The sequence below is a fragment of the Flavobacterium sp. 103 genome (assembly GCF_003096795.1).
GTDB lineage: Bacteria > Bacteroidota > Bacteroidia > Flavobacteriales > Flavobacteriaceae > Flavobacterium.
Genome location: NZ_QENX01000001.1, coordinates 527,510 through 551,720, shown reverse-complemented (window position 1 = coordinate 551,720; position 24,211 = coordinate 527,510). Strand labels below are relative to the sequence as shown.

Below are 24,211 nucleotides of genomic sequence, written 5' to 3'. Positions count from 1 at the left end.
ATTAATTATACTATAATAACAAGAGATAAAATGTTAAAGTGTTTTGGGCCACTTGTATTTTCTTATGTTAGGACAAAGACTAAAATGGAACGAATTTTTAGGATGTAAATTGTACGGGTAAATTCTATGTTTTGAGTTGATAATTATTTTTGAGTTGATAATTATGTAAATAAGGAATTATTCAAGGCTTTGTTTTTATTATTTATTTAAAGAATCAGTATATTTGTTATGTATTTATTTGTTTAACATCTAAAAGAAATATAAATGAAATTAGTTAAAATAGCAGGTCTTTTCATGGTTTTTGCGATTTCGATTGTAAGTAATGCACAAGGCGATAAAAATGCAACAGCAAAATCTACTCAAAAGGAATCTTCCGATTTCTTCGTAGAACAGTTTTCGGACATAAAAGTTTTACGTTATCAAATTCCAGGATGGGAAGATCTTACTCTTAAAGAGCAGGAATTGGTTTATTATCTAACACAGGCCGGAAATTCTGGTCGTGATATAATGTGGGATCAGCATTATAAATACAACTTGGCAATCCGAAAAGCATTGGAGAATATTTATCAAAATTATAAAGGTGATAAAAATGTAGCCGATTGGAAAAATTTTGAAATTTATTTGAAAAGAGTTTGGTTCTCAAACGGTATTCACCATCATTATTCGACTGAAAAAATCAAACCAGATTTTTCAATAGCCTATTTCAATACTTTGTTGAAAGCTACCAAAACAACTTTGTCTCCTAAAATAGTTGCCATTTTATTTAATGATGTTGATTCGAAAAGAGTAAATCTTGATACTTCAAAAGGATTATTAGAAGGATCAGCAATTAATTTTTATGAAAAAGGAATCACTCAAAAAGAAGTAGAAGCTTTTTATGCCGCGAAAAAAAGTCCAGATCCAAAGAAACCGTATTCTTTTGGTTTGAATTCTAAATTGGTTCGAAATGCGAATGGTCAATTAGAAGAGAAAGTTTGGAAAAGTGGCGGTATGTATGGACCAGCGATCGATAAAATTATTTATTGGTTGGGGAAAGCACAAAAAGTTGCCGAAAATAAAAAGCAAGGCGATGCAATTGGACTTTTAATAAAATATTATAAAACAGGAGATCTTAAAACCTGGGATGATTATAATATTGCTTGGTTGCAGGCGACAGAAGGGAATATCGATTATATCAACAGTTTTATAGAAGTTTATAATGATCCATTGGGATATAGAGGTTCTTATGAAGGAATTGTTCAAATTAAGGATTTTGATATGTCCAAAAAAATGGAAGTAGTATCGAAAAACGCTCAATGGTTTGAAGATAATTCTCCATTGGCACCAGAGCACAAAAAGAAAAATGTAGTTGGTGTTTCCTATAAAACAGTTGTTGTTGCTGGAGAAGCAGGGGATTCATCGCCAAGTACCCCAATTGGGGTGAATTTGCCAAATGCAGATTGGATTCGTGCAGATTATGGTTCTAAATCGGTTTCACTTGGAAATATTATTGATGCTTACTCCAAAGCAGCAGGAAAAGGAAAACTGCAAGAATTTGCAAATGATGAAGAGGAAATAAGATTGGCTGAAAAATATGCTGAATTGGGAAGTAAATTGCATACTTCTTTACATGAAGTAGTAGGACATGCATCGGGTCAAATCAATCCTGGTGTTGGAACTCCGAAAGAAACTTTGAAAAATTACTCTTCAACTTTGGAGGAAGGAAGAGCTGATTTAGTTGGATTGTACTACTTATACAGCCCTAAAATTCAAGAAATCGGATTGGTTGACAATTGGAAAGAACTAGGAATGCAATGTTATGACAGTTACATCAGAAACGGTTTGATGACTCAATTGGTTCGTTTAGAATTGGGTGCAAATATTGAAGAAGCTCACATGAGAAACCGTCAATGGGTAAGTGCTTGGGTTTTTGAAAAAGGCAAAAAAGACAATGTAATTGAAAAGATTACTCGTGATGGAAAAACCTATTTTAATATTACCGATTACGATAAACTACATGATTTATTTGGTCAATTATTGAAAGAAGTGCAGCGAATTAAATCTGAAGGTGATTATGAAGCAGGAAAAGCTTTAGTGGAAAATTATGGTGTAAAAGTTGATCAAAAATTGCATGCTGAAGTATTGGAACGTAATAAACAATTTCCAGACGCTCCTTATAGTGGTTTTGTAAATCCAGTTTTGGTTCCTAAGTTGAATGCGAAAGGAGAGATAATATCGATAGCGATAGAACAACCAAAAACATTTGCGGAGCAAATGTTGAACTATTCTAAAATTTATGGTTTCTTGCCATTAGAAAATTAAAAAGTATAATGCTACAATACGAAAAACGCCCACAGTGATGTGGGCGTTTTTTAATTTAGCGAAAGCACTAAATTTCAGTTTGAGATCTTTGAATCTAATCGTCTTAGAAACTTAGCATCTTTTTGAAATTAATGCTTAAAATAAATTTTGATAACAAATAAGAGTCCTATAAATACTAAGAAACCAATTAAGATTTTATAATTTCCTTTGTAAAAAACTTTATGTAAGTTGGCGTCTTTTCGGTAAGCAAATACCATTGCTATGACAAATGCGATAAAAAAACAGAGAGCAAATAGTAGTTGACCTTGACTGAACATGTTTGAATATTTTTTTTGCAAATTTAGCTAATAGTTTAGAAATAGTTGTTAATTTTCCATTTCAAATAAATAATAATAAAGGATGGAAAAACAAATCAACGCTGTTAAGGAATTTCATACAGCATTTAGGATAGGTCACAGTGAAACGCCTATTGCTAGTTTAGGTGAAGCCAAAAATATACTTCGTTACAATTTGATGAAAGAAGAGAATGAAGAGTATCTTGAAGCAGTTCAGAATAATGACTTAGTAGAAATTGCCGATGCATTGGGAGATATGATGTATATTCTTTGTGGTACTATTATAGAACATGGGCTACAACATAAAATTGAAGCTGTATTTGATGAAATCCAACGTTCTAATATGAGTAAATTAGGAGAAGACGGAAATCCTATTTATCGTGAAGACGGGAAAGTAATGAAAGGGCCTAATTATTTCAAGCCTGATTTTTCTAAGCTTATTTAAGGACTATACATATTTTAAAAAAACAAAAAGCGATTTTCAATTTGAAAATCGCTTTTTTTATAACTTCAATCTGCAATCTTGACTCTGCAGTCTAAAATTTATACCTTAACTGTCCAACCAAACGTATCTTCAGTTAGTTTGTTTTGAAGGTTTGTTAGTTTTTCTTTCAATAAAGAAGCAAATGAATTTTCAATTTTTGGTAATTCATAATAAACGTCTTTGTAAGAGTAACCAGCAATCGGGTTAACAACTGCAGCGGTACCAGCACCAAAAATCTCTTTTAAAGTTCCATTTTTAGAAGCTTCCACAAGTTCAGAAACTAATACAGGACGAACCTCTACCGATATTCCTTCTTTTTTGGCCATGTCGATAAGACTTTTTCTGGTAATACCATCTAAAATACGTTCGCTTACTGGAGCAGTCAATAAAGTGTCGTTTATTCTAAAAAACACGTTCATTGTACCCGCTTCTTCAAGTTTGGTGTGCGTAGCGTCATCAGTCCAGATTACTTGTTGGAATCCTTGTTTGTTAGCCAAAGTAGTTGGGTAGAATTGCGCAGCATAGTTACCGGCCGCTTTAGCAGCACCAATACCTCCATTGGCAGCTCTACTATAATGTTCTGCAATTAATACTTTTACTTCTCCAGAATAATAAGCTTTTGCTGGTGACAATAAAATCATGAATTTATAATCTTCAGATGGATTGGCAACTACACCAGTTCCAGTGGCAATCATGAAAGGTCTAATGTACATCGTGCTTCCATTTCCTTTTTTTACCCAAGCTTGATCTAATTTTAATAATTGTTTCAACCCTTCCATAAAAACAAATTCAGGAACTTCTGGCATAGCCATTCTTACGGCCGATGTATTGAAACGTTTGTAGTTTTCATCCGGTCTAAAAAGCCATACATCATTATTATCATCTTTGTAAGCTTTCATACCTTCAAAAATGGCTTGTCCATAATGAAATACTTTCGCAGATGGATCAAGTAAGAAAGGCGCATACGGTTTAATAATTGGTTGTTGCCATTCTCCATTGATGTAATCACACTCAAATAAATGATCTGTGAATACTGCTCCAAAGCTTAAATTATCAAAATCAACTTCATTTATTTTTGAAGTAGCTGCTTTTATTATTTCTATTTTGTTGGCTTGAGTGGTACTCATAATTGTTGCTTAATATGTTTAAAAAAATAGTTATTTAGTTAATAAAATGGCTGCAGTAAAAAAAGTTTTCTATTACCAGTAATATTGATTGCAAAATTAAATAAAAATCGGATAAATACTTGTCAAAATATCATTAATTATGGTGTTTAACTGTGATTTATTTATTGTATAATTTTATTTGGAAATTGAAGTAAAATTATGTGGATTATATAAAAAATATGGTTTTTAGATAGCGATAAGAAATTCTTTTATTTAATTTTGAACACATTATAGTGTTCGGAAATACTATATCACCTCAAAAAATACATTTTGGAAAGAGAAATTATACGTACTCAGGATGGTTCTACAACAATTCATATCAAAGAATGGAATGAATGTTACCATTCTAAACATGGTGCAATACAGGAAGCTAAGCATGTTTTCATAAAAAATGGATTGGCATTGTTTCCAAATCAAAGTATCTCCATTCTTGAAATTGGTTTTGGTACAGGCTTAAATACTTTTATAACCTTTTTGGAAGCTCAGGGTCTTGGTCAAACAATTAATTATGTTGGGGTAGAAGCCTATCCGATTTCTGAACATGAAATTCAATCCATGAATTATTTGGAGGAATTGGATGCTTTGGATTCAAAAGCTGTTTTTGATAAAATACATTCAACAAATTGGGAAGAAAAAAATGATTTGTCAGAAAATTTTTCTTTGACCAAAAGGGAACAATTTTTTCAGGATATTGACGATATAGAAAAATTTGATTTGATTTATTTTGATGCTTTTGGTTATCGTGTTCAACCGGAATTATGGAGTACCTCAATATTTGAAAAAATGTACAAAGCGCTCAAACCAGATTCAGTGTTAGTTACTTATGCGGCTAGGGGTGTTGTGAAGAGGAGTATGATTGAAGTAGGATTCACAGTTGAAAAATTAGCAGGACCTCCAGGAAAAAGAGAAATGTTTAGAGCAAGAAAGTAAGTTTTTCTTTTGCCTTTGATTTATAAAGTTATTTTACGAAAACGTTATAATTTTTGAATTTCTATGTTAAAAAAAATAATTGTATATGAAAAAAATGTACATTTACATCACGTTAAAATCAAGATCTAACCCCAAAAAAATCTTAATTTATTATGTCTAAAGTAATGTTTGATTATACAAAATCTGTGCTAGAAAGAGTGAGTTTTGACCCTGTCCTTTTTTGTAAAGAATTAGAAAAAGCAATAAGAACACTTTTACCTTTCGAACTGGATCAATTAAGAGAGTGGTTGTTTAGCTTCACAATTGAAAAGCCAGAATTGAAACAGTGTTTAATAATTGTAAACCCATAAATAAAAGGAACCAAGAAATTGGTTCCTTTTATATTTTTACAAGTTTTGCAACTGGGCCTAAAATTGCACATTGTAGTTATTTAGCTTCGTATTACATATATAACGTGTAATTTGTCGATGGTATTTGTTTTTGATGGATTATTTTTTTTGTGAGATTAAAATATTTCAATACTTTTGTACCTGTTTACTAACGAAATATTTAAACCTTTTTTGTTATGTCTAGAATGATTTATGATTATACAAAAATGGTACTCGAGAGAGTAAGTTTTGATCCTGAGCTTTTTGAAAAAGAGTTGAAAAAAGCGTTAAGGAGTTTATTGCCTTATGAGATTGAACATTTAAGAAATTGGTTGTTGTTCTTTACGGATGAAAAGCCAGAATTGAAAAGATGCTTAATTCACATATAAGGTAATTAAGAATATAAAAGGAACCAAATTGGTTCCTTTTTTTATGAATTATTTTTTCGGAAGCGGACTAACGATTTGGACGTTTTGAAAGACAATTGCGCCTTTAACAACTCCTGCAATTGTGCTTCTTAAAGCGTCGATGATTTGAATCTTCAATTCACTTTTTGGATATATTAAGCTCACTTCACGAGCTGGTTTAGGTTCCTTGAAATGTCTGAGTTTTAATTTGTCCGATTCTTTTAGATCTAAGGTGTGTAAATAGGGAAGTAAAGTAGTTCCCAATCCTTCATCTGCCAGTTTTATTAATGTCTCAAAGCTTCCGCTTTCAATTTGAAAAGATTTTAACCCCGACTCATTTCTATTTTTGCATAAATTCAAAATTCCATCCCTAAAACAATGCCCGTCTTGAAGCAACAAGATGTCATTGATGTTAAGGTCGTCTACTTCAATTTCCTCTTTTTGAAAAATGGCGTTATTTTCTGGAATGTAAGCAACAAAAGGTTCAAAGTAGAGTACAATTTCTTTAATTTTTTCGTCTTCTAGTGGTGTTGCGGCAATTGCAGCATCGAGATTACCGTTTTTTAATTTTGTAATTATTTCGTCGGTATTCAATTCCTCAATGATCAACTTTACTTTTGGGTATTTCTTGATGAAATTGTTTAGAAACATTGGAAGTAAAGTGGGCATGATTGTCGGGATAATTCCGAGCCTAAACTCACCACCAATAAATCCTTTTTGTTGTTCCACTATATCTTGTATGCGATCGGCTTCGTTAACGATGTTTTTCGCTTGGTTAACAATTTTTTGGCCAATATCAGTTAGTTGAATCGGTTTTTTGGTACGGTCAAAGATTTGTATACTCAGTTCGTCTTCAATTTTTTGAATTTGCATACTCAACGTGGGTTGAGTCACAAAACATTTTTCGGCAGCCAAAGTGAAATTTTTGTGTTCGGCTACAGCCAAAACATATTTGAGTTGTGTGATTGTCATTAGATAGTATATTTTTATGCAAATATAAAAACAATCAATTTAATTTATAGTTATTTTTTAAGTTTAATAGATAATTTTGATAAAAAAGAAAAAGGATGTAGAGTATTGCTGTAGCTTTAAGGTTACATCGTAATAAATAAATAGTTCCAAATACAAGTAGGAACATTAATAAATAAAACAGAAAGCATGAAACTAAATACAATTGGATTACCAGTAGAAGAGTCAGAGGTTATAATAGTTGAATTGAATGTACTTTTGTCGAATTATCAAATCTATTATCAAAGTTTACGAGGTTTACATTGGAATATTAGAGGAAGACGATTCTTTGATTTACATCTGAAATTTGAAGAGTTGTACAATGATTCCCAGCTAAAAATTGATTTAATTGCTGAAAGGGTTTTAACATTGGGCGGAAGACCATTGCATACTTTTGAAGATTACATTAAATTCAATCAATTACCGGTTGGAAAGAATATTTCGAATGACGTGGCTGGTATTGAATTAATAGTGAATTCACTTTCTCAATTGTTAAAAATAGAAAGAGAAATTCTAATGAAAGCCTCAGAAATAAATGATGAAGGAACGAATTCTATGATGAGTGATTTTATTGTAGAGCAAGAGAAAACCATTTGGATGATGAACGCTTGGTTGGAAGAAAGTTTATAAACCAAGCAGATTTTATGGATAGTCTAAGTAATATATTGTATTTCTTAGGCTTTTTTTCGTGTTAAAAATAAATTAATTTTATAGAACTCATTTTTTAATTCAATTTCTATCCTCTACTTTTGCCGACATGAAAGTTTTTGCAAGTATCGTATTATTGTTTTTTGTTTTATTTCTGGCAGGGCCTACAATTGTGGCTTGCTTGGAAAAAGACAAAGATGGTACGAGCCTATGTGAAGATTGCAATACTCGTTCTTCGTCTATTGAAGAAATCAAACATGACATAAAATATTATACGTTCAATCCTTTTTTAGAAATGTCATTTTTGGATGTTGAAAAAGGCTCTCGTCTAATAATTTTTGAAAATTTATCAAAGCATGATTTAATTAGTGCTTCCATATTTATTCCTCCTCCAAATCTAGTTTAGTTTTTTTACCAATTTTCATTATCGATTGATAGTTTTAGTAGTTAATAGAGCAAATTCTTGATTTGTTCATTTATTGTTGGTATAATTATCGAATTACTTTAATTTTAATTTAAAATACTGAAAATAAGAATGTTACTTAACTGCTTTCTTGTTTATTGGATAAATCTGTTTTTTTGTTTCCAAACTAATTAATTGAATATTTTACAAAAATTAATGTTGCTTTAATGATAATGGTATTCTTTTTTTTGGATATATCAGTGTTTGAACATTGATTATCTTCCTGCCACTGCAATATTGTATTGCAGTAAAAAATGAATTTAAACTTTTATAATTAATTTATATTATGTCAAAAAAAACTAATCTCTTTACTCATTTTAAATCTGATTTTGCTTCTGGTTTGGTTGTCTTTTTAGTGGCGCTGCCACTTTGTTTGGGAATCGCAATGGCTTCAGGAGCGCCTTTGTTCTCAGGAATTATTTCTGGAATTATTGGAGGGATTGTAGTCGGTTATCTGAGTCAGTCACAAATAAGTGTTTCTGGACCTGCTGCGGGACTAACCGCAATTGTATTAACGGCAATCACCGATTTGGGAGCTTTTGATGTCTTTTTAACAGCTGTTTTTATTGCAGGATTAATTCAATTGGCATTGGGTTTCCTAAAAGCAGGAAGTATTTCCAATTACTTTCCAACCAATGTGATTGAAGGAATGTTAGCCGGTATCGGTGTTATTATTATAATGAAACAATTACCTCATGCTTTTGGATACGACGCCGATTTTGAGGGTGATGAATCTTTCTTGCAGGTAAGTGACAATAATACTTTTTCAGCTCTGTTTGATGTAATTAATCATCTGCAATTAGGAGCAATATTGATTACCTTAATTTCAATAACGATTTTAATTATGTGGGATAAGGTTCCTGCTTTGAAGAAATTAAAGTTGGTTCCAGGTGCATTGGTTGCCGTAGTCATTGGAGTTTTATTGAATGAGTTTTTTATTGCTTCAGGAAGTTCTTTGGCTATAGGAAAAGACCATTTAGTTTCGTTACCAATTCCAACGAGCGTTGAGGAATTTAAAGCAATTATTGTGACGCCTAATTTTGCAGGAATAATGAATCCAAAAGTTTGGGTTGTAGGTTTGACTATTGCGATTGTGGCTTCTATTGAAACCTTATTGTGTATTGAAGCTGCTGATAGAATGGATGTTCACAAACGTTTTACAAATACCAATGTTGAATTAAGAGCGCAAGGAATAGGAAACATAGTGAGTTCGCTTTTGGGTGGATTGCCTATGACATCTGTCGTGGTTCGTTCTTCTGCAAACAATGCAGCAGGTGCCAAATCAAAATTATCAGCAATAATTCATGGAGTTTTATTATTGGTGTCTGTACTTACAATTCCTTTTCTTCTGAATAAGATACCTTTGGCAACATTGGCTGCCGTTTTAATTTTAGTTGGTTACAAATTAGCAAAACCAGCAACATTCAAGCATTTTTGGCACTATGGTAAATATCAGTTTTTACCTTTTATAGCTACTTTTTTAGGTGTTGTATTTACAGATTTATTGAAAGGAGTGGCTTTAGGAATTGCAATTAGCATTGTGTTTATTTTAAGAGGAAATCTTAAAAGAGCCTATAGTTTTAGAAAAGAGGAGTATCTCGATGGAGACGTTATTAACATTGACTTGGCTCAAGAAGTTTCTTTTTTGAATAAAGCGGCTATCAAATTAACATTGGCAAATATCCCTGAAAACAGTAAAGTTGTTATCAATGCCCACGATACTGTTTATATAGCTCACGATATTTTGGATTTAATCCATGAATTTAAATCAACAAGAGCTGTCGATGAAAACATAAAGGTGAAGCTAAAAGGATTCAAAAAAGAATACGCATTAGAGAATAGCGCAGAAACTCAAAACCATGTAAGCATAGAGCATCATTACGATTTTGTGAAAAGAGAAATCGTAGAAAAAAAGGTTGTAAAAGAAGAGTTTCCAGAATAATTTGTGATTTTAAAAGTATTAAGACTTTTATACTTTTCTTTGTATTATATTTAATTTGAAAAAAAACAGACTAATAAAAAAAAAACTAAAATGAGTGATTTCTATAAAAAAATACTAGACAATAATAAAAAATGGGTAGAAGATCAATTAGAATTGGACCCAGAATATTTTAAAGATTTGGCTTTGGGGCAAACACCACCATTATTATGGATTGGATGTTCGGATAGTCGTGTTCCTGCAAATGAAATTATAGGTGCCAAACCAGGAGAGGTGTTTGTTCATAGAAACATTGCCAACATGGTTATTCATTCGGATATGAATATGTTGAGTGTACTTGATTATGCCGTAAATGTGTTGAAAGTAAAACACGTTATTGTTTGTGGTCATTATGGTTGCGGTGGAGTAAAAGCGGCAATGGGTAACGACTCAATAGGTATCATTGATAACTGGATTCGTCACATAAAAGATGTATATCGTTTACATGATAGATATTTAAATTCTATAGTAAACGAGGACGAACGTTTTAATGCTTTTGTAGAAATCAATGTAAAAGAACAGGTATTTGACTTGGCTAAAACATCCATTATACAATCCGCTTGGAAGAATGGCACAGAAGTAACTATTCATGGATGGGTTTATGGTCTAAATTCAGGTTTTGTTACTGATTTGGGAGTTAATTTTAGTTCAGATAAGGATTTGGATGAAGTGTATCAGTTGAATTTCAAAGAATAATAATAATATGTTCTAATATAACTAGCTGTGGTTATAAAAAAAGGCTGTCTATTTTGACAGCCTTTTTTATGTTTAATCTTCATTATCCAAATTTTCATTGAATGAAGAAGGTAATAATGTTGGGATAAATTTAATCAAAATGGGAAGTAATAAACTGCCTCCTGGAAGTAAGAATATGGTCAGTGATGGCACAGTTTTGCAAATGTCCAATAATTGTTTTTTTACCTTTTTCTTTTCTTTTTCGTCCAAATCTCTATGTGTAGAATGTGCCAAAAGCAGCATCAACTCTTTACTTTCTAGTATCTCTTTTATTAATCTCGATTTATTGCGTGAAATCAAAGTAATGACACTTTTTGTGGTTTGATCGTAAAAATGTTTTACCGGATTTGAATAATTAAAATAGGGAATGTCTTTTTTGTGCTTGGCAATGAATCCATCGGTGCTGAGAATACTTTTTGATACAAAATCATCTTCGATTTGTAAGGTTTTAGCCAGTGTATGCAAAAAGTAGGCTTCGTTATTTTCTATGACTCCATCACTCCATAATGCCATTCCCGCAATATCAATCAGATATTTTTTTTCCAACTCGGCATTGAAATAGTCCAACTCTAAATTCTCTAATGTTATATTTCCTTTTTTGGAAAATTTACTGTATCGAATGGAGGCTTCAAATAATTTGATTAATAAATCATCATATTGAGATTTATTGGTTTTAATTTTTAATGCCAGAGTTACAATATTGACAACCGTTTCTTCAATTTTCTTAAGATATTTTTCAGGAATTTCACCATGAATTAAGTATTGACGAAATGCCAAAACATCAATGAATAGCAGTGCATTGGTAACTAAATGCGAAAAGTTTTTATTGATTATATTTTCGTTTGTCTGTACGCGTTGGTCAATTATGTTTTCCAACGTTAGGGCGGTATTGTTTTTGGGTAGTATTTTTTTAAATAAACTAAAGCCTTCCGGATGCATTTGTTTATAAAAAGCATTGGCTTGTTCAATAAATTCAGAAGAATCTTTTTCTTTATTCGTTAATGAATAAATACCATATAATGCATTTAGTAAGGCTATTTTAGAAATTTCTTCTTTGAACCAACCTTTGGTTTTTATTTCAAAAGGCGTATCAAATGAAATGATGTGACCGTAGATGAAACCAGTATTTCTTAATTTTTGATAAAAACTATCTTCCGTTTCAGATACATTGTGTTCTGATAACTTTAGTTTTGTAAAGAATTTATCTATCCAACCAGATGCTGAAGGGTTAATCATTGCTTAATTTTGATTTTGCAAAGCTATGTTTTTTTATGAATCAATGGGGACTTATTAGATTTATAAAATTAGCTCATGGTGAATTTTTGTGAAATTTTCACTTTTCACTTTTGGAAAATTAAGATTCAGTAATTCAAAGTATTCGTATACCTATATTATGGTCTAATGGTGTATAAATATTTTTTTTGGATTTACAGAAAAAAATGGGATGACTAATAAAATCAGTCTCTCGATTTTTTGTTTTGTTGGCAAAGGTCAATTATAGAGGCAATTCTACTGTTTCTGGTTTCGGCTCTTTTGGCATGATTGAGCCAGTACAGATAACTTTTTCTATAGGAAGGGCTAAAGTTTTTATAGTTCTCAAAAGCCATCTGATTTTGTTCGAATGCTTCCGCTAAATCCTTCGGAATTATCAAATCTTCAACAGCATCTAATGAAGTCCAAGAACCGTTTTGTTTGGCAATCTCGATTTTGGCCAAGCCACTTTCGTGCATCAGATTATCGGCAATGAGTTTTTCGATATAGGTTTTGTTGAGTTTACTCCAAACGCTTTTATTTTTTCTGGGAGAAAAGATTTGCTTTCGGCTGTGTTCATCTACATTTCTCACGGTGGAATCAATCCAACCATAACAAATGGCTACTTGAACCGCTTCCTCCCAACGCATACTTTCAAAAGGACTATTTACTTTATAGAAAATTAAATACACACCAGTTGACAAATGATGATTGTTATGCAACCATTCTCGCCAATCTGATGCGTTTTTGAAATAAAGATGTTCCTTTTCTTTCAAGAGATTTTTTATTTTATTATTGCTGAACAAGCTACTCTTGCACCCGCATTTCCTGTTGGTTGGGTTACAAAATCATCGGCACCTTGATGAACAATAAGACCTTTACCAATAACGTCTTTTGTAGCATCGCCACAACCAATACACCATTCATCTGTTGTCAAAGTGATAGTTCCGTTTCCTTTTTCATCAGCGGTAAAATTACCGATATCTCCTTTGTGATATTCTCCTTCACCCCATTTACCATGTTTTTTGAAGGTAGGATTCCAGTGCCCTCCTGCAGAACTTCCGTCAGCTGCAGAACAATCTGATTTTTCATGAATATGAATGGCATGGATTCCAGGTTGCAATCCAGCAATTTTTGCAACAAAAGTTACTTTACCATTTTTCTCTGTAAAAGTGGCTGTCCCTGTTACTTTACTATTACTTTTTGGTTCAAAAGTAAGGTTTAGGGTTTTGGCATCACTAGATTTGCTATTGGTTTTACAGCCAATGATTACAGCAATAATTAGGGCAGCGGAAAAGATTATTTTTTTCATGATTTTAAAAAATTATAATTGGATTATAAAATTACGTATAAAAAAGCGTATTAAAATTAATTGTTTCTTAAAATCTATTTTGACTTTTCTCCGACAAAATGGTTGGTTGGTGATTTAAATAATATATTGAACGAGGTTAGGCTGCCATAAATACGGGTAATATATTGCTGTAATTCTATCTTTTCTATTTCTTCAATTTTGCTGCTGTTTATCTTTTGTTCCATAACGCGCAAGCGATCACGTACCATTATGATTTTATGGAAAAAAGTGTCAATTGGAATTTCTTTGGGAGCCAATCCCATCTGACCCGGTTCCAAAATTATTTTTCCCCCTTTCCATTTGTCTCCAATAGGTACAATTTCGGAAACATCCGACCATTTTTTCAAAAGGTCCCGTAAACTCTGTTCCACTTCCGAAAAGCTTACAGTATCCACTTCGTCAACAGTAGCTTCGATGACTTTGAATTCGTCGTTCAAAGGGATAGTTTCTAAGCCATTTTCTATAAACGTTACCCAATACTCTTTTGAAGAAACATTAGTTATTACTCCTTTTCCATATTCTGGGTGTTCAATTCGCGAACCTATTCCTAGTAGTGTCATGGTGTTTTTTCTTTTTCACGAAAATAATCATACCTTTTTTAAAAAGCAAATTTGAATTGGAAACCTCTTTTTCTTATTAATTTTTCTTATTTTTACGCAACATGATTTTTAAATTATTGACCATGAGTAAAGTAGCGCTATTGATAGTATTTGTTTGCTTGTGTTGTGTTTCATGCACTACATCAAAACCAACTGCAAAAATGACATCACTTGAAGGAACTTGGGAATTGAAATACATAACAGGACCCAAAATTGCTTTTGACGGTTTGTTCCCCAACAAAAAACCAACAATTGCATTTGATTTGAAAGGTAATAAAATTACAGGAAACAATAGTTGTAATCAGTATTTTGGAGCTTTGCTTATGGATGGTGCCAAAATTAATTTTAAAGATGCCAAAATTGGTATGACAATGATAGCCTGTGAAGGTAATGGGGATTCAGTATATATGGATACCCTGAATAAAATAGAATCGTACACGATTACTGATGATGGGAAAACCTTGAATTTTTTGTTAGGTAATATTGTAATGATGCGATTTACCCATCAAGAATAAATTTTTTGTAATCATTTGTTTATCATAAAAATTAAGAACTCATGAAAACTGTGGTATTATCTTTTTTCCTTTCTTTTTCAATGCTAATAGGTTTTGCACAAGAAAAAACGAAACAGCAAATAAAAGAGGAAAAAAAATTGGCAAAACAAAAAGAAGTGGAAGCTCTTATAGATTCCAAAGAATATGAATTTACGGGTGTAATGGCCTATCCGCATGGTGGTAGAAGCATCGATTTGACTACAAACCCAAATTTTTTGAGATTCAAAAAGGATTCGATTCATAGTGAAATGCCTTATTTTGGGAGAGCATATAGTGGTGTGGCTTATGGAGGTGGTAACGGTGGTTTATATTTTAAAGGTCCTATAAAAGATTATTCGGTAACAAAAGGCAAGAAAAATTATATAATAAAAGCCGAAGTTAGGGATAATTCAGATAATTATTCGGTTACTTTAACTGTCTATTTTGAAGGTGGAGCTTCTTTAACTATTGGGTCAAATAATCGTGATTCAATTAATTATAGAGGAAGTATCGAAAAAATAAAAGTGAAATAATTCGTTTGGATTTACTGTTGCTTAATTGTGATTTTGGATTTAATGTAATTGCATTATTATACTTATGTTTTTTGTTTCCAATAAAACTAATTAGTAGGATTAGTTGAAACCCACATTTAAAAAAAATCTTCCGATAAGATGAAAAAGTGGGTTCCGGACAACCAAAGTTGAAATATTTTTTCGGAAAAAAAGTAAATATCTGTTATGATAAAATTCTTAATTCCTTTTTTTATTGTTTTATTTGGAAATCAAAGTTTAGTTAATGCTCAAACTAATCCGGATATTGACAATTCTTGCCCACCCAAAACGGTTTTTGAATTGTTTAAAAAGAAAGACTCAATTCTGATTGTAAAACCTATTAAGAATAGTTTTTTGCTGGTTATTCCTATAATCGGGATACAGCCGGCAACAGGGTTTAGTTACGGGGCGACGGGACAATATACTTTCAAAGGTAAAGGAATTTCAGACAAATATTCTTCTGCCAATCTTGGGGTGACTTTTACTACCCAAAAACAGTTATTGGTTAATGTCAAAAATAATATTCTATTAAAAAGCAATAGTATTTATCTTAGGGGCGATTATCGACTGTACATTTTTACACAACCCAACTATGGTCTGGGAACTAATATTATTCCAACAAACAGAGAAGATCCTGATTTTGATATAGAATCGATCAAAGAGCCGATGGATTATAACTATTTTAAGTTTCATCAAACCGCTTCATGGGAAATAAAAAAGGATTTTTATATAGGTGGAGGAATTGAAATTGATTGGTATTCGTCAATAATTGATAAGAACCTTGATGTTGCAAACGGAAAATTCACTAACCATTATAATTATAGTGTTCTTAATGGATTTAATGAAAATGAATATTTTGTAAATGGGCTAAGTTTTAATTTTATCTACGATTCCAGGGATAACCAAATTAATACGCGAAAAGGCTGGTTTGCTAATGTCGATTACAGGCTTAATGGACATTTGTTTAATGACCAAAAGGCAAGTAATGTACTTTATACTGAGTTTAGGTACTTTATTCCAATGGATCCCAAAAGAGAACAATTTGTGCTAGGTTTTTGGGCTTATGGACAGTTTGTAACCAAGGGAGTTGTTCCCTATTTAAATTTGCCCGCCATAGGTTGGGATCAACGAAGTCGGAGCGGGGAGGGTTATACACAAGGCCTTTTTCGTGGAAATAATTTAGCTTATTTTCAGGTCGAATTAAGGTTTCCCATAACCTGCAATCAGCTTCTTAGTGGGACTGTATTTACAAATTTTACATCTGCAAGTAATAAGTATGACCACATTGGACTTTTTGAATATGTTCAGCCTGCTTATGGGGTTGGTTTAAGACTTCTGATAGATAAAGCTACTCGTACCAATCTTGTTTTTGATTATGCGGTTGGAAATCATTCTAAAGGTTTTTATTTAAATGCAGGAGAAACGTTTTGAATTATTTGTTGTTGATAAATAGTGGTTTATGATGAATTTGTTTTTTAGATTTTGTAATATTTTAATGAGAAATTCTTATATTTGAGAGAAATTAACTAAATTTAAAACACATACACATGAAAAAATTATTTTTATTATTTGCAGTAGCGTTTTCAGCTACAACATTTGCCCAATCAACTTTGAAAGATGATATTGATGTTGTACAATCTGTTTATGGTAAGTCCAAATCAGAATTGGTAAGACAATATATGGCATTGTCTGGAACTCAAGCTACAGATTTTGCAAAAATCTATGATGCTTATGAACTAGAAAGAAAAAAACTAGGAGAAGAAAAAGTCTACTTAATTAATCAATATGCTACAGATTATGCAGCTTTAACAGATGACAAAGCCGATGCAATAGCTAAAGGTGTTTTGAAAAATAATATTGCATATGATAAGTTATATAGTTCTTATTATGAGAAAGCCAAAAAAGCTATAGGAGCAATAAATGCCACAAAATTTATTCAACTCGAAATTTATTTGCAAACCGAGATTAGAAGTAGTCTGCAAAATGCAATACCTTTTGTAGGTGAATTGGAAATGACAAAAGTGAAATAAGGATTTGTTTGCTCAAAAAAAAGAGGCTGTCTAAAAAGTATAGACAGCCTCTTTTTTTTGTAACTTTAAGTACATTTTTAGGGACTAGTGATGAAAAAAGCAATAGTATCTCAGATTGTGACTAATTATAAGTTCTTTTGTCATAAAAAGTGTTAATTTTTGTTTCTTTATTTTAGAAAAAAACGTTAAATTTGTTAATGTACTTTCCTAGTTTTATGTAATTTAAAAAATAAATCATGAAAAATTTAACTACTCCATTTAGAATTGTATTCATTTTTGCATTTGCGTTATTTATATCTTCAAATGATGTTTTCTCCCAATCTGATTTTAGAGATTTTAAGAATTCAGTTAAGTTTAACGTCTCGAATACGTTACTTTATGATAATTCCTATCAGTTTTCGTATGAGCGGATTATTAAAGAAAATCAAAGTTTGAATGTTTTTGTGGGATATCAGGAGTTTCCTTTAATAACAATTGATCTTGATGGGGTTGATTTTGATAAAAAGAACAATAGAACTGGTTTTTCAGTTGGTGCAGATTACAGATTTTATTTGGGAAGTATCAATAAATACAAAGCGCCCAGAGGGGTGTATTTGGCTCCATTTGTTAGCTTTTTTCAATTTTCAACGGATAGAGATTTAATTTATACCAATCCAGATACTGGAGTTGTTAGTAATTCTAATATTTCTACAAAGTTAAATTTGACCAATGTAGGAGGTGAATTAGGGTATCAGTTCGTATTGTGGGATAGATTTGTTATCGACTGTGTTTTATTTGGACCTTCTTTGACTCGATATAAATATAATGCAAAACTAGATAGCAATATTCCAGGGCTTGATGAGAATGAGGTTTATCAAAAGATAATCCAAGCGATAAAAGATAAATTCCCTGGCGTTGAAGGAATCACAGGAGATGAAGGGATTGAGAAAAAAGGGGTGCAATCTGTAACCGCCGTTGGGTTTAGATATAATATCAGTATTGGTTATCGATTTTAAATATACATGAAAGGATTACTTGTAACCTCAAAATTTTTTTGAGGTTTTTTTAGTTTCAATTTTTAGAAAGGTATATTGATTTTTTTGAATGGCATCTAAAATAGTTTCAAATGCAATTTTAGAAAGATTTTTAATTTCTTATGAAAATTCAGGATATGGTTGTGCAAAGCTTAATTTGTGTTAGAAAGACTAAATTTTTATTAATTGCCCTTTTCTTTATTTACAATTGTTGTGTGGCACAGGATCTTGAGCCAAGAGTTTATGCAAATTTGCCTAAAGGTGGTAATATTATAGTGGGTACTTATGGGTTCATGAAAGGAGACGTGGTCTCAGAACCAACTTTGCCTATCGCGGATTTTGTCATTTCAAGCAATAATTTTGGAGTTGGGTATATGCATACGTTTGGTTTGGCTAATAAATTAGCTAGAATTCAAGTCGCTGTTCCGTACGTGACTATGGATGGTAAAGCTACAGTAAGTGGAGAAAAAGTCACAGGAAATCGAACAGGTTTTGGAGATATGCGTATACGATTTGGAATCAATTTATTAGGTTCTCCCGCATTGGAAAGAAAAGAGTTTGCCAAATACCAACAAAAAACAATATTTGGGACAAGTTTAGTTGTCTCAGTTCCTACAGGTGTTTATTATGCCGATAAAAGAATTAATATAGGTTCCAACCGTTGGGGATTCAAGCCGGAGGTGGGTATTTCCAAACGATTTGAACATGTTTACGCCGAATTCTACTCTGGGGTTTGGTTTTATACCCAAAATAATGAATTTCTTAGTGATAAAGATTTGAAGCAAAAACCAGTGCTTTCTTTACAGGGTCATGCCAGTTATTTTTTCAAAAACCACATGTGGGTTGGGATTAATCTTAACTGGTTTAGCGGCGGAAAAACGGTTATTGATGACTTGCCTGCTGGAAGTGTAATCAATAGTTCAAGAATCGGGGCAACATGGTCTGTACCATTATCAAGAAGTCAATCTGTTAAATTGCAATTTAATACAGGAACGTTTAAGAGTATTGGACTAAATTATGATTCCATTAGCCTTGGTTATCAATATGTTTTTTTCTAACATTTGGAGAACTGCTGGTGGCTACATTACTTCTTGAAAGTATTTGATTATGAATTTACTTTGTAAAGGTGTTATTTTAGACGCTGGTTATTATTAGTGTAATTACTGTTATAAAATTGTTAAAATGTTTATATTTGTTTAAGGATATTATTGATTTCGAGTGAGAAATAAAGTTTTGTTTAAGATTAGTGTAGCATTTTTTTACAAGTTGTAATTTTTTAAATTGAAAATTAGCTAATGGATTACCTTTTTTTAAAAAGTCTTAAAAGTGAATTTGTTATTCTGATAATAGCATGTTTTTTTTCTGAAATTGGATTTTCCCAAAATGATGAAAGTGTCAGAATCATAAGATTGGATGAAGCCATAGAATTGGGTATTCGCAATAATAATCAGCTTAAAATAGCCAATTCCGACGTTACTATTGCCAATGAAAATTTGAACCAGTCCCAAATAGCCAAAGCACCGGTTCTTGGCTTAAATATGGGATATAATTATATTGGAAATCCTAAAGTCTTTGAGGGTTTTTATGAAAAAAATACGACAGTCGATTATTTTAATCACCAAGGATCAGCTAATGTTTTTGCATCCATGCCTTTATATTATGGAGGGGCAATCAACAATCAAATAGACAAGCAACAACTAATGGTCAGTATGCAGGAATCGGTTGCCAAGATGACCGAAACTGAAATTAAACAAGCAATAACAACCCAATTCTTCACTCTCGAAAAGTTATATAAGGAAATTGAAATTACTAAACAAAACATTGTCAATACGGATATACGAATCAGGCAATTGGAATCCAGAGTTTCCAATGGACAAAATCTTAAAAGTGATTTGTTAAGAACCGAATTGCAAAAGTCGAATTTTGAGGTGGCGGTTTTTCGCAGTTCCAATTCAATCGAGTTAATCAGCAATTATTTGGATATATTGACAGGGCTTCCTACCAATACCAGACTAAAACCGGTATTGGATGGTATTTTAATTCCTGCGAAAGAAGTCAGTTTGCAGGAAAGTTTGTCTGAAGCCTATGAAAATCGTTATGAAATCAAAAGATCACAAATCAATGTTAAAATAGCCGAATCATCTTTGGATATAACCAAGAGCGGTTTTAAACCTTATATCAATGCCAACTTGCTTTTCAATACACAATATCCCGCGCAATGGCCTAATTATTCTGATAATATTCTCAATTATTGGGCGGCGGGAGTGTCTCTCAGTTGGGAAATTTCCAGTTTTTATAATATAAAACACCGTGCCAATGCGGATAAGCTGCAAATAGATAAAAGCAATATTGCACTTGCGGCTACCAAAGATCAAATCAATCAAGATGTAAAGGCAGCCTATATTCGATTTACGGAAAGTGCGAGAAACATAACAACTTTTAAGAAAGATGTTGATTTGGCACTGAGCAATTACAAAATCGTAAAAAGCCGTTATGACAATGATTTTGCCGTAATCAGCGATATCGTTGATGCCGAATTGCAGTTGAACGAAGCTAAAATTTCACTGAATAATGCCAATATAGATGCAATTATTCAATATTATTCCCTGCAGTATGCAATGGGTAAACTTTAATTTTTTTTTTATGAGCGAAGATAAAACCATCAACGAAGCTGTCGTAAAAAGCGAAAAAAAGAGAAATACAATATTGACTATTCTTTCTTTTATTTTCATTATAGGAGGAGGCATTTGGATATTAAGCTTGATTTTCGATTTTCATCGGTATGAGACAACCAATAATGCCCAAGTTGAATCCTATATTAACAGTGTTACGGCCAGGGCAACGGGGCATGTTGCTTCAATCCATTTTGACGCCAATCAATTTGTTCATAAAGGCGATACTTTGGTTGTTCTGGACGATGAAGAATACAGGATAAAAGTAAAACAGGCCGAAGCTGATTTGGCTGTTGCCGAAGGGAATCTCCATTCATTGGAACAATCCATAGTTACGGCCACTGCAAATCAGGCTGCATCCAAAGATAATCTTGAGGGTGATAAAGCGAGTCTTGACAAGGCCGAAAAGGATTATCAACGTTTTAAAAATATGATTGCCGATTCAGCAGTTACCAGAAATCAATACGATCAAGTAGTTTCAAAACTACAATCGACTAAAGCGTATCTCGATGCTGGCCAAAAACAATTACTGGCGAGCGTATCAACCACTAAACAAAGTTATACCAATCTTGAAGCGGCCAAAGCCACTGTAGCCCGCAAAAAAGCCGATTTGGAAAACGCTTTGTTACAGTTGTCTTACACGCGAATTATTGCCATGGCTGACGGTTATGTAGGTGAGAGAACCATATCGATAGGTGAGTTGATTAATGCCAATCAGGTTGTGGCAACTCAAGTTTTGAACCAAAAGGTTTGGGTCACTGCCAATTTTAAGGAAACCCAAATTGGAAAAATTAAACCAGGGCAAGAAGTGACCATTACTGTTGATGCGCTTGACGACAAAGAATTTAAAGGAAAAGTGGTGGGTTTTTCGCCGGCTACTGGAGCTAAATTCTCAATGGTGGAACCGGACAATTCGACTGGGAATTTTGTGAAAATCACGCAACGTATTCCTGTAAAAATTGATTTTGAAGCTTCCGCAAAAGAATTGGAATCCGTAAAACCAGGGATGAGTGTGACTGTGGAAATAAAAAAGTAAAAAGTATGGGTTCAATAAAAAGAGGAAGTGTGTTTACCCTTGTAGGACTTTATTTCCTTACAATTCCTTTTTTTAATGCACTGAATGTAACCTCTTATGACAATTCACAAATATTGGGACATTTTGGAGCTTCTGCCACAGTTTTTAACTATTCGACCTATATTCCTTTTTTTGCAATGTTGGGCTTTTTGCCGTTGGGACTGAAAATAGGAAATCAGATTCCGATGCGAACGATGATTTTATCCGTTAGTTTTTCGTCCATAATCTGCAACACGGCTTCGTTGTATGCAACCACAATTGAATGGTTTACCATTTGGCGGGCTTTATTGGCCATTTTATCAATCATCGGGATTTTTGCAACCATAATTCCTATAATCCTAAAATACAATCCAACTTTTAACATGCCCATTTTGTATGGTATCGTTCAGTTTATTCTTCAGGGCAGTAAGCAGTTGTACCAATATTTTGGAACAGAAATGACAAGTATTCATAACTGGACTTTTGGGATTTACTTTTTGAATATCAATTTTTTGGTGGCAATACTTTTGGCTTGGATTTTTTATAGAAAAGATGTGGCGCCCATGAAAGGAGTTTTTCAATTTGATTGGAGAGGCTGGCTCATCATGCTCTTGTTTCTTATAATTATTCTTTTTCTTTGTGCCGAAGGGCAAACTCGCAATTGGCTAACCGATCCAAAAGTAGCTATGGCAACTGCTTTTTTACTCGTTATCGGAGGTGTTTATCTCCTCCATGTTCGATTTACCGACAATCCCATAATCAATACCGATGTGTATAAGTACCGAAACGTAGTTCTGGGGTCTTTGCTCTTTTTTTATACTGGGATGATGAATGGTACAGGAAGTATTGTGACTGGATTTATGACCAATATTTTAGGTTTTGACAGTATTTATGTGGCAAGAACACATTTAGCCATTTTGATAGGGCTTTTTATAGCCATCCCACTATCGACTTACCTTTTGTTCAAGCGAATTTATTTGGCAACAATTTGGGTTACGGGTTTTGCCTGTTATGGAATGTATCACACTCTTCTTTATTTTAGATTTTATCCCGAAATTGATGCAGCCGATTTTTTTGGACCTTTTATATTCAAAGGATTGGCCATTGGCTTTTTGTACCCAGCAGCATCACTTTATATTTCTGAAAATGTGCCTAAAACTTTGGGGGATTCCAGAATGATGAGCGGTGTGATTTCACGTGCTGTTTTTGCCTCATTATTGGGCGGGGCTATTTTGGGAACTTTTATTTCCAATATGAACGTACAACATAAAACAGGTCTTAGCCAACAATTAACGGAATTAAACCCAATGGCCAAAGCACAATTAAATAAGAATAAAAAATACTATATGCTTCAAGGATTATCGGGATGGGAAGCACAAAAAAAAGCCGAAAAAAGTCTTTCAAACCAAACGTCACAGTCAGCGATGTTGTTGGCTTACAAAGATATTTATCTGGTAATGGCAGTACTGTGTTTCTTCCCAATTCTAATTCTTCTGTTATTTCGATTAGGACGACGGCCAATCGGAAGGGTTGATGTGGAGCCGATTCCTTTTTAAGTCAAAAGTCAAAGGTCAAAAGTGAAGATGTAATTCATAACTTATAAATCATAATTTTAAAATATGATGACAAAAAATAAAAAATATCGTTTCTTAAATCATTTTTGGGATAAGGAAAGTGGACTCAGCGGAATGTTGGTCTTACTTTTTATTATGCATTTTTTCCTGATTCCAATATTTGGAAGCTATTCTTCCTTCATGGTTATTATCAACGTGTTTTGGATGCTGTTTCTTATAGCTGGGATTATTTCTTTATCCAAATCCAAAAAACAAACGATCTTGTACACAATTATTCCATTCCTTTTTATTCTATTCGGCTGGATTTCGGTTTTCCAACCGAGTCCATTTGTTTTATTGGCCGATATTGTTTTTACCATTGCCACTTTTATGCTGTTGATTTTTTTGGTTTTGAAAAAAGTTTTTGAGCCGGGGCCAATAACCGAATATCGAGTGATAGGTTCCATAGTGGTGTATATGATTTTAGCCAATTTTTGGTCTGTAATTTATTTGTTTATCTACGAACACATTCCCGGTGCTTTCCAAATCACGTTACCGCCTTTTGAAAGCAACACTTTGCAGGCAAATTTCTTGTATTTCAGTTATATAACAATCACAACAACAGGTTTTGGTGAGATTGTACCTTTGCATCCCTTTGCTAGGGCAATGGTGCAAATCGAAGCTATTATAGGGGTTTTGTATCCCGTGATCCTTATTGGCCGTCTGGTTTCGGATGCCAATGAAAACAATGCTAAAAAGAAACAAAAGCAATAGACATATT

Annotated in this window: 26 protein-coding genes; 19 read left to right on the top strand and 7 right to left on the bottom strand. The window is 32.7% G+C overall.

Translation table 11 applies throughout. From position 1 onward, the window contains the following. Positions 1 to 264 precede the first annotated feature (264 nt). Positions 265 to 2,301, top strand: a complete 2,037-nt coding sequence (locus C8C85_RS02180) for a dipeptidyl-peptidase 3 family protein (protein WP_116795606.1) — start codon at positions 265 to 267, stop codon at positions 2,299 to 2,301. Between the two features lie 128 nt (positions 2,302 to 2,429). Here the strand turns inward: C8C85_RS02180 and C8C85_RS18540 are convergent, their stop codons facing one another. Beyond that, on the bottom strand, positions 2,430 to 2,618 hold the full coding sequence (locus C8C85_RS18540) for a hypothetical protein (RefSeq protein WP_116795605.1): 189 nt from the start codon (positions 2,616 to 2,618) through the stop codon (positions 2,430 to 2,432). A gap of 82 nt (positions 2,619 to 2,700) precedes the next feature. Between C8C85_RS18540 and C8C85_RS02170 the strand changes: the two genes are divergently transcribed. Then, positions 2,701 to 3,081: a nucleoside triphosphate pyrophosphohydrolase family protein gene (locus C8C85_RS02170; RefSeq protein WP_116795604.1), complete on the top strand. Its 381-nt coding sequence runs from the start codon at positions 2,701 to 2,703 to the stop codon at positions 3,079 to 3,081. Positions 3,082 to 3,179: 98 nt separating this feature from the next. Here C8C85_RS02170 and C8C85_RS02165 read toward each other — a convergent pair whose 3' ends face one another. After that, positions 3,180 to 4,247 (bottom strand): branched-chain amino acid aminotransferase, encoded by a 1,068-nt coding sequence (locus C8C85_RS02165; RefSeq protein WP_116795603.1) that lies wholly within the window; start codon positions 4,245 to 4,247, stop codon positions 3,180 to 3,182. 309 nt (positions 4,248 to 4,556) lie between these two features. Between C8C85_RS02165 and mnmD the strand changes: the two genes are divergently transcribed. The 3 genes from mnmD (at position 4,557) to C8C85_RS02150 (ending at position 5,973) form a co-directional block, all read left to right on the top strand. Continuing rightward, positions 4,557 to 5,216, top strand: a complete 660-nt coding sequence (mnmD, locus tag C8C85_RS02160) for a tRNA (5-methylaminomethyl-2-thiouridine)(34)-methyltransferase MnmD (RefSeq protein WP_116795602.1) — start codon at positions 4,557 to 4,559, stop codon at positions 5,214 to 5,216. A gap of 152 nt (positions 5,217 to 5,368) precedes the next feature. Next, entirely contained in the window at positions 5,369 to 5,566 is a 198-nt protein-coding gene (locus C8C85_RS02155; protein WP_111409149.1) for a hypothetical protein, read from the top strand. Between the two features lie 215 nt (positions 5,567 to 5,781). Continuing rightward, a complete protein-coding gene (locus tag C8C85_RS02150) occupies positions 5,782 to 5,973 on the top strand; it encodes a hypothetical protein (RefSeq protein WP_116795601.1) in 192 nt (63 codons plus the stop codon). Between the two features lie 48 nt (positions 5,974 to 6,021). On the opposite strand, the gene C8C85_RS02145 is transcribed toward C8C85_RS02150, so the two are convergent. After that, positions 6,022 to 6,963, bottom strand: coding sequence for a hydrogen peroxide-inducible genes activator (locus tag C8C85_RS02145; protein WP_116795600.1), 942 nt, complete (start codon positions 6,961 to 6,963; stop codon positions 6,022 to 6,024). Positions 6,964 to 7,149: 186 nt separating this feature from the next. Between C8C85_RS02145 and C8C85_RS02140 the strand changes: the two genes are divergently transcribed. From C8C85_RS02140 to can, 4 genes are all read left to right on the top strand, one after another. Then, positions 7,150 to 7,629 carry a Dps family protein gene (locus C8C85_RS02140; RefSeq protein ID WP_116795599.1) on the top strand — a complete coding sequence of 160 codons (480 nt, stop codon included), beginning with the start codon at positions 7,150 to 7,152 and terminating at the stop codon, positions 7,627 to 7,629. 127 nt (positions 7,630 to 7,756) lie between these two features. Beyond that, positions 7,757 to 8,053 (top strand): hypothetical protein, encoded by a 297-nt coding sequence (locus C8C85_RS02135; RefSeq protein WP_116795598.1) that lies wholly within the window; start codon positions 7,757 to 7,759, stop codon positions 8,051 to 8,053. 343 nt (positions 8,054 to 8,396) lie between these two features. After that, entirely contained in the window at positions 8,397 to 10,052 is a 1,656-nt protein-coding gene (locus tag C8C85_RS02130; RefSeq protein ID WP_116795597.1) for a SulP family inorganic anion transporter, read from the top strand. A 90-nt stretch (positions 10,053 to 10,142) separates the two neighbouring features. After that, positions 10,143 to 10,784, top strand: coding sequence for a carbonate dehydratase (gene can, locus C8C85_RS02125; RefSeq protein ID WP_116795596.1), 642 nt, complete (start codon positions 10,143 to 10,145; stop codon positions 10,782 to 10,784). Positions 10,785 to 10,856: 72 nt separating this feature from the next. Here can and C8C85_RS02120 read toward each other — a convergent pair whose 3' ends face one another. The 4 genes from C8C85_RS02120 to C8C85_RS02105 all read right to left on the bottom strand — a co-directional run bounded on the left by C8C85_RS02120 (position 10,857) and on the right by C8C85_RS02105 (position 13,985). Next, positions 10,857 to 12,059, bottom strand: coding sequence for an LETM1-related biofilm-associated protein (locus C8C85_RS02120; protein ID WP_116795595.1), 1,203 nt, complete (start codon positions 12,057 to 12,059; stop codon positions 10,857 to 10,859). 221 nt (positions 12,060 to 12,280) lie between these two features. Beyond that, on the bottom strand, positions 12,281 to 12,850 hold the full coding sequence (locus tag C8C85_RS02115) for a YdeI/OmpD-associated family protein (RefSeq protein ID WP_116798342.1): 570 nt from the start codon (positions 12,848 to 12,850) through the stop codon (positions 12,281 to 12,283). An 8-nt stretch (positions 12,851 to 12,858) separates the two neighbouring features. Next, positions 12,859 to 13,386 (bottom strand): superoxide dismutase family protein, encoded by a 528-nt coding sequence (locus tag C8C85_RS02110; protein ID WP_116795594.1) that lies wholly within the window; start codon positions 13,384 to 13,386, stop codon positions 12,859 to 12,861. Between the two features lie 74 nt (positions 13,387 to 13,460). After that, positions 13,461 to 13,985, bottom strand: coding sequence for a hypothetical protein (locus C8C85_RS02105; protein WP_116795593.1), 525 nt, complete (start codon positions 13,983 to 13,985; stop codon positions 13,461 to 13,463). Positions 13,986 to 14,107: 122 nt separating this feature from the next. Here C8C85_RS02105 and C8C85_RS02100 point away from each other — a divergent pair, with 122 nt between their 5' ends. From C8C85_RS02100 to C8C85_RS02055, 10 genes are all read left to right on the top strand, one after another. After that, the gene (locus tag C8C85_RS02100) at positions 14,108 to 14,539 is read left to right on the top strand and encodes an META domain-containing protein (protein ID WP_116798341.1); all 432 of its coding nucleotides are present in this window, start codon (positions 14,108 to 14,110) and stop codon (positions 14,537 to 14,539) included. A 41-nt stretch (positions 14,540 to 14,580) separates the two neighbouring features. After that, positions 14,581 to 15,090 carry a DUF4251 domain-containing protein gene (locus C8C85_RS02095; RefSeq protein WP_116795592.1) on the top strand — a complete coding sequence of 170 codons (510 nt, stop codon included), beginning with the start codon at positions 14,581 to 14,583 and terminating at the stop codon, positions 15,088 to 15,090. Positions 15,091 to 15,294: 204 nt separating this feature from the next. Beyond that, positions 15,295 to 16,539: a BamA/TamA family outer membrane protein gene (locus C8C85_RS02090; protein WP_116795591.1), complete on the top strand. Its 1,245-nt coding sequence runs from the start codon at positions 15,295 to 15,297 to the stop codon at positions 16,537 to 16,539. 116 nt (positions 16,540 to 16,655) lie between these two features. After that, positions 16,656 to 17,138: a hypothetical protein gene (locus tag C8C85_RS02085; protein ID WP_116795590.1), complete on the top strand. Its 483-nt coding sequence runs from the start codon at positions 16,656 to 16,658 to the stop codon at positions 17,136 to 17,138. A gap of 236 nt (positions 17,139 to 17,374) precedes the next feature. Next, positions 17,375 to 18,133, top strand: a complete 759-nt coding sequence (locus C8C85_RS02080) for a hypothetical protein (protein ID WP_116795589.1) — start codon at positions 17,375 to 17,377, stop codon at positions 18,131 to 18,133. A 140-nt stretch (positions 18,134 to 18,273) separates the two neighbouring features. After that, positions 18,274 to 19,209, top strand: a complete 936-nt coding sequence (locus C8C85_RS02075) for a transporter (protein ID WP_207786919.1) — start codon at positions 18,274 to 18,276, stop codon at positions 19,207 to 19,209. 237 nt (positions 19,210 to 19,446) lie between these two features. Continuing rightward, entirely contained in the window at positions 19,447 to 20,784 is a 1,338-nt protein-coding gene (locus tag C8C85_RS02070) for a TolC family protein (RefSeq protein WP_116795588.1), read from the top strand. 10 nt (positions 20,785 to 20,794) lie between these two features. Beyond that, a complete protein-coding gene (locus C8C85_RS02065) occupies positions 20,795 to 21,859 on the top strand; it encodes an HlyD family secretion protein (RefSeq protein WP_116798339.1) in 1,065 nt (354 codons plus the stop codon). Between the two features lie 5 nt (positions 21,860 to 21,864). Then, positions 21,865 to 23,433: an MFS transporter gene (locus C8C85_RS02060; RefSeq protein ID WP_116795587.1), complete on the top strand. Its 1,569-nt coding sequence runs from the start codon at positions 21,865 to 21,867 to the stop codon at positions 23,431 to 23,433. Positions 23,434 to 23,496: 63 nt separating this feature from the next. Beyond that, positions 23,497 to 24,204: a potassium channel family protein gene (locus tag C8C85_RS02055; RefSeq protein ID WP_116795586.1), complete on the top strand. Its 708-nt coding sequence runs from the start codon at positions 23,497 to 23,499 to the stop codon at positions 24,202 to 24,204. Positions 24,205 to 24,211: the final 7 nt, after the last annotated feature.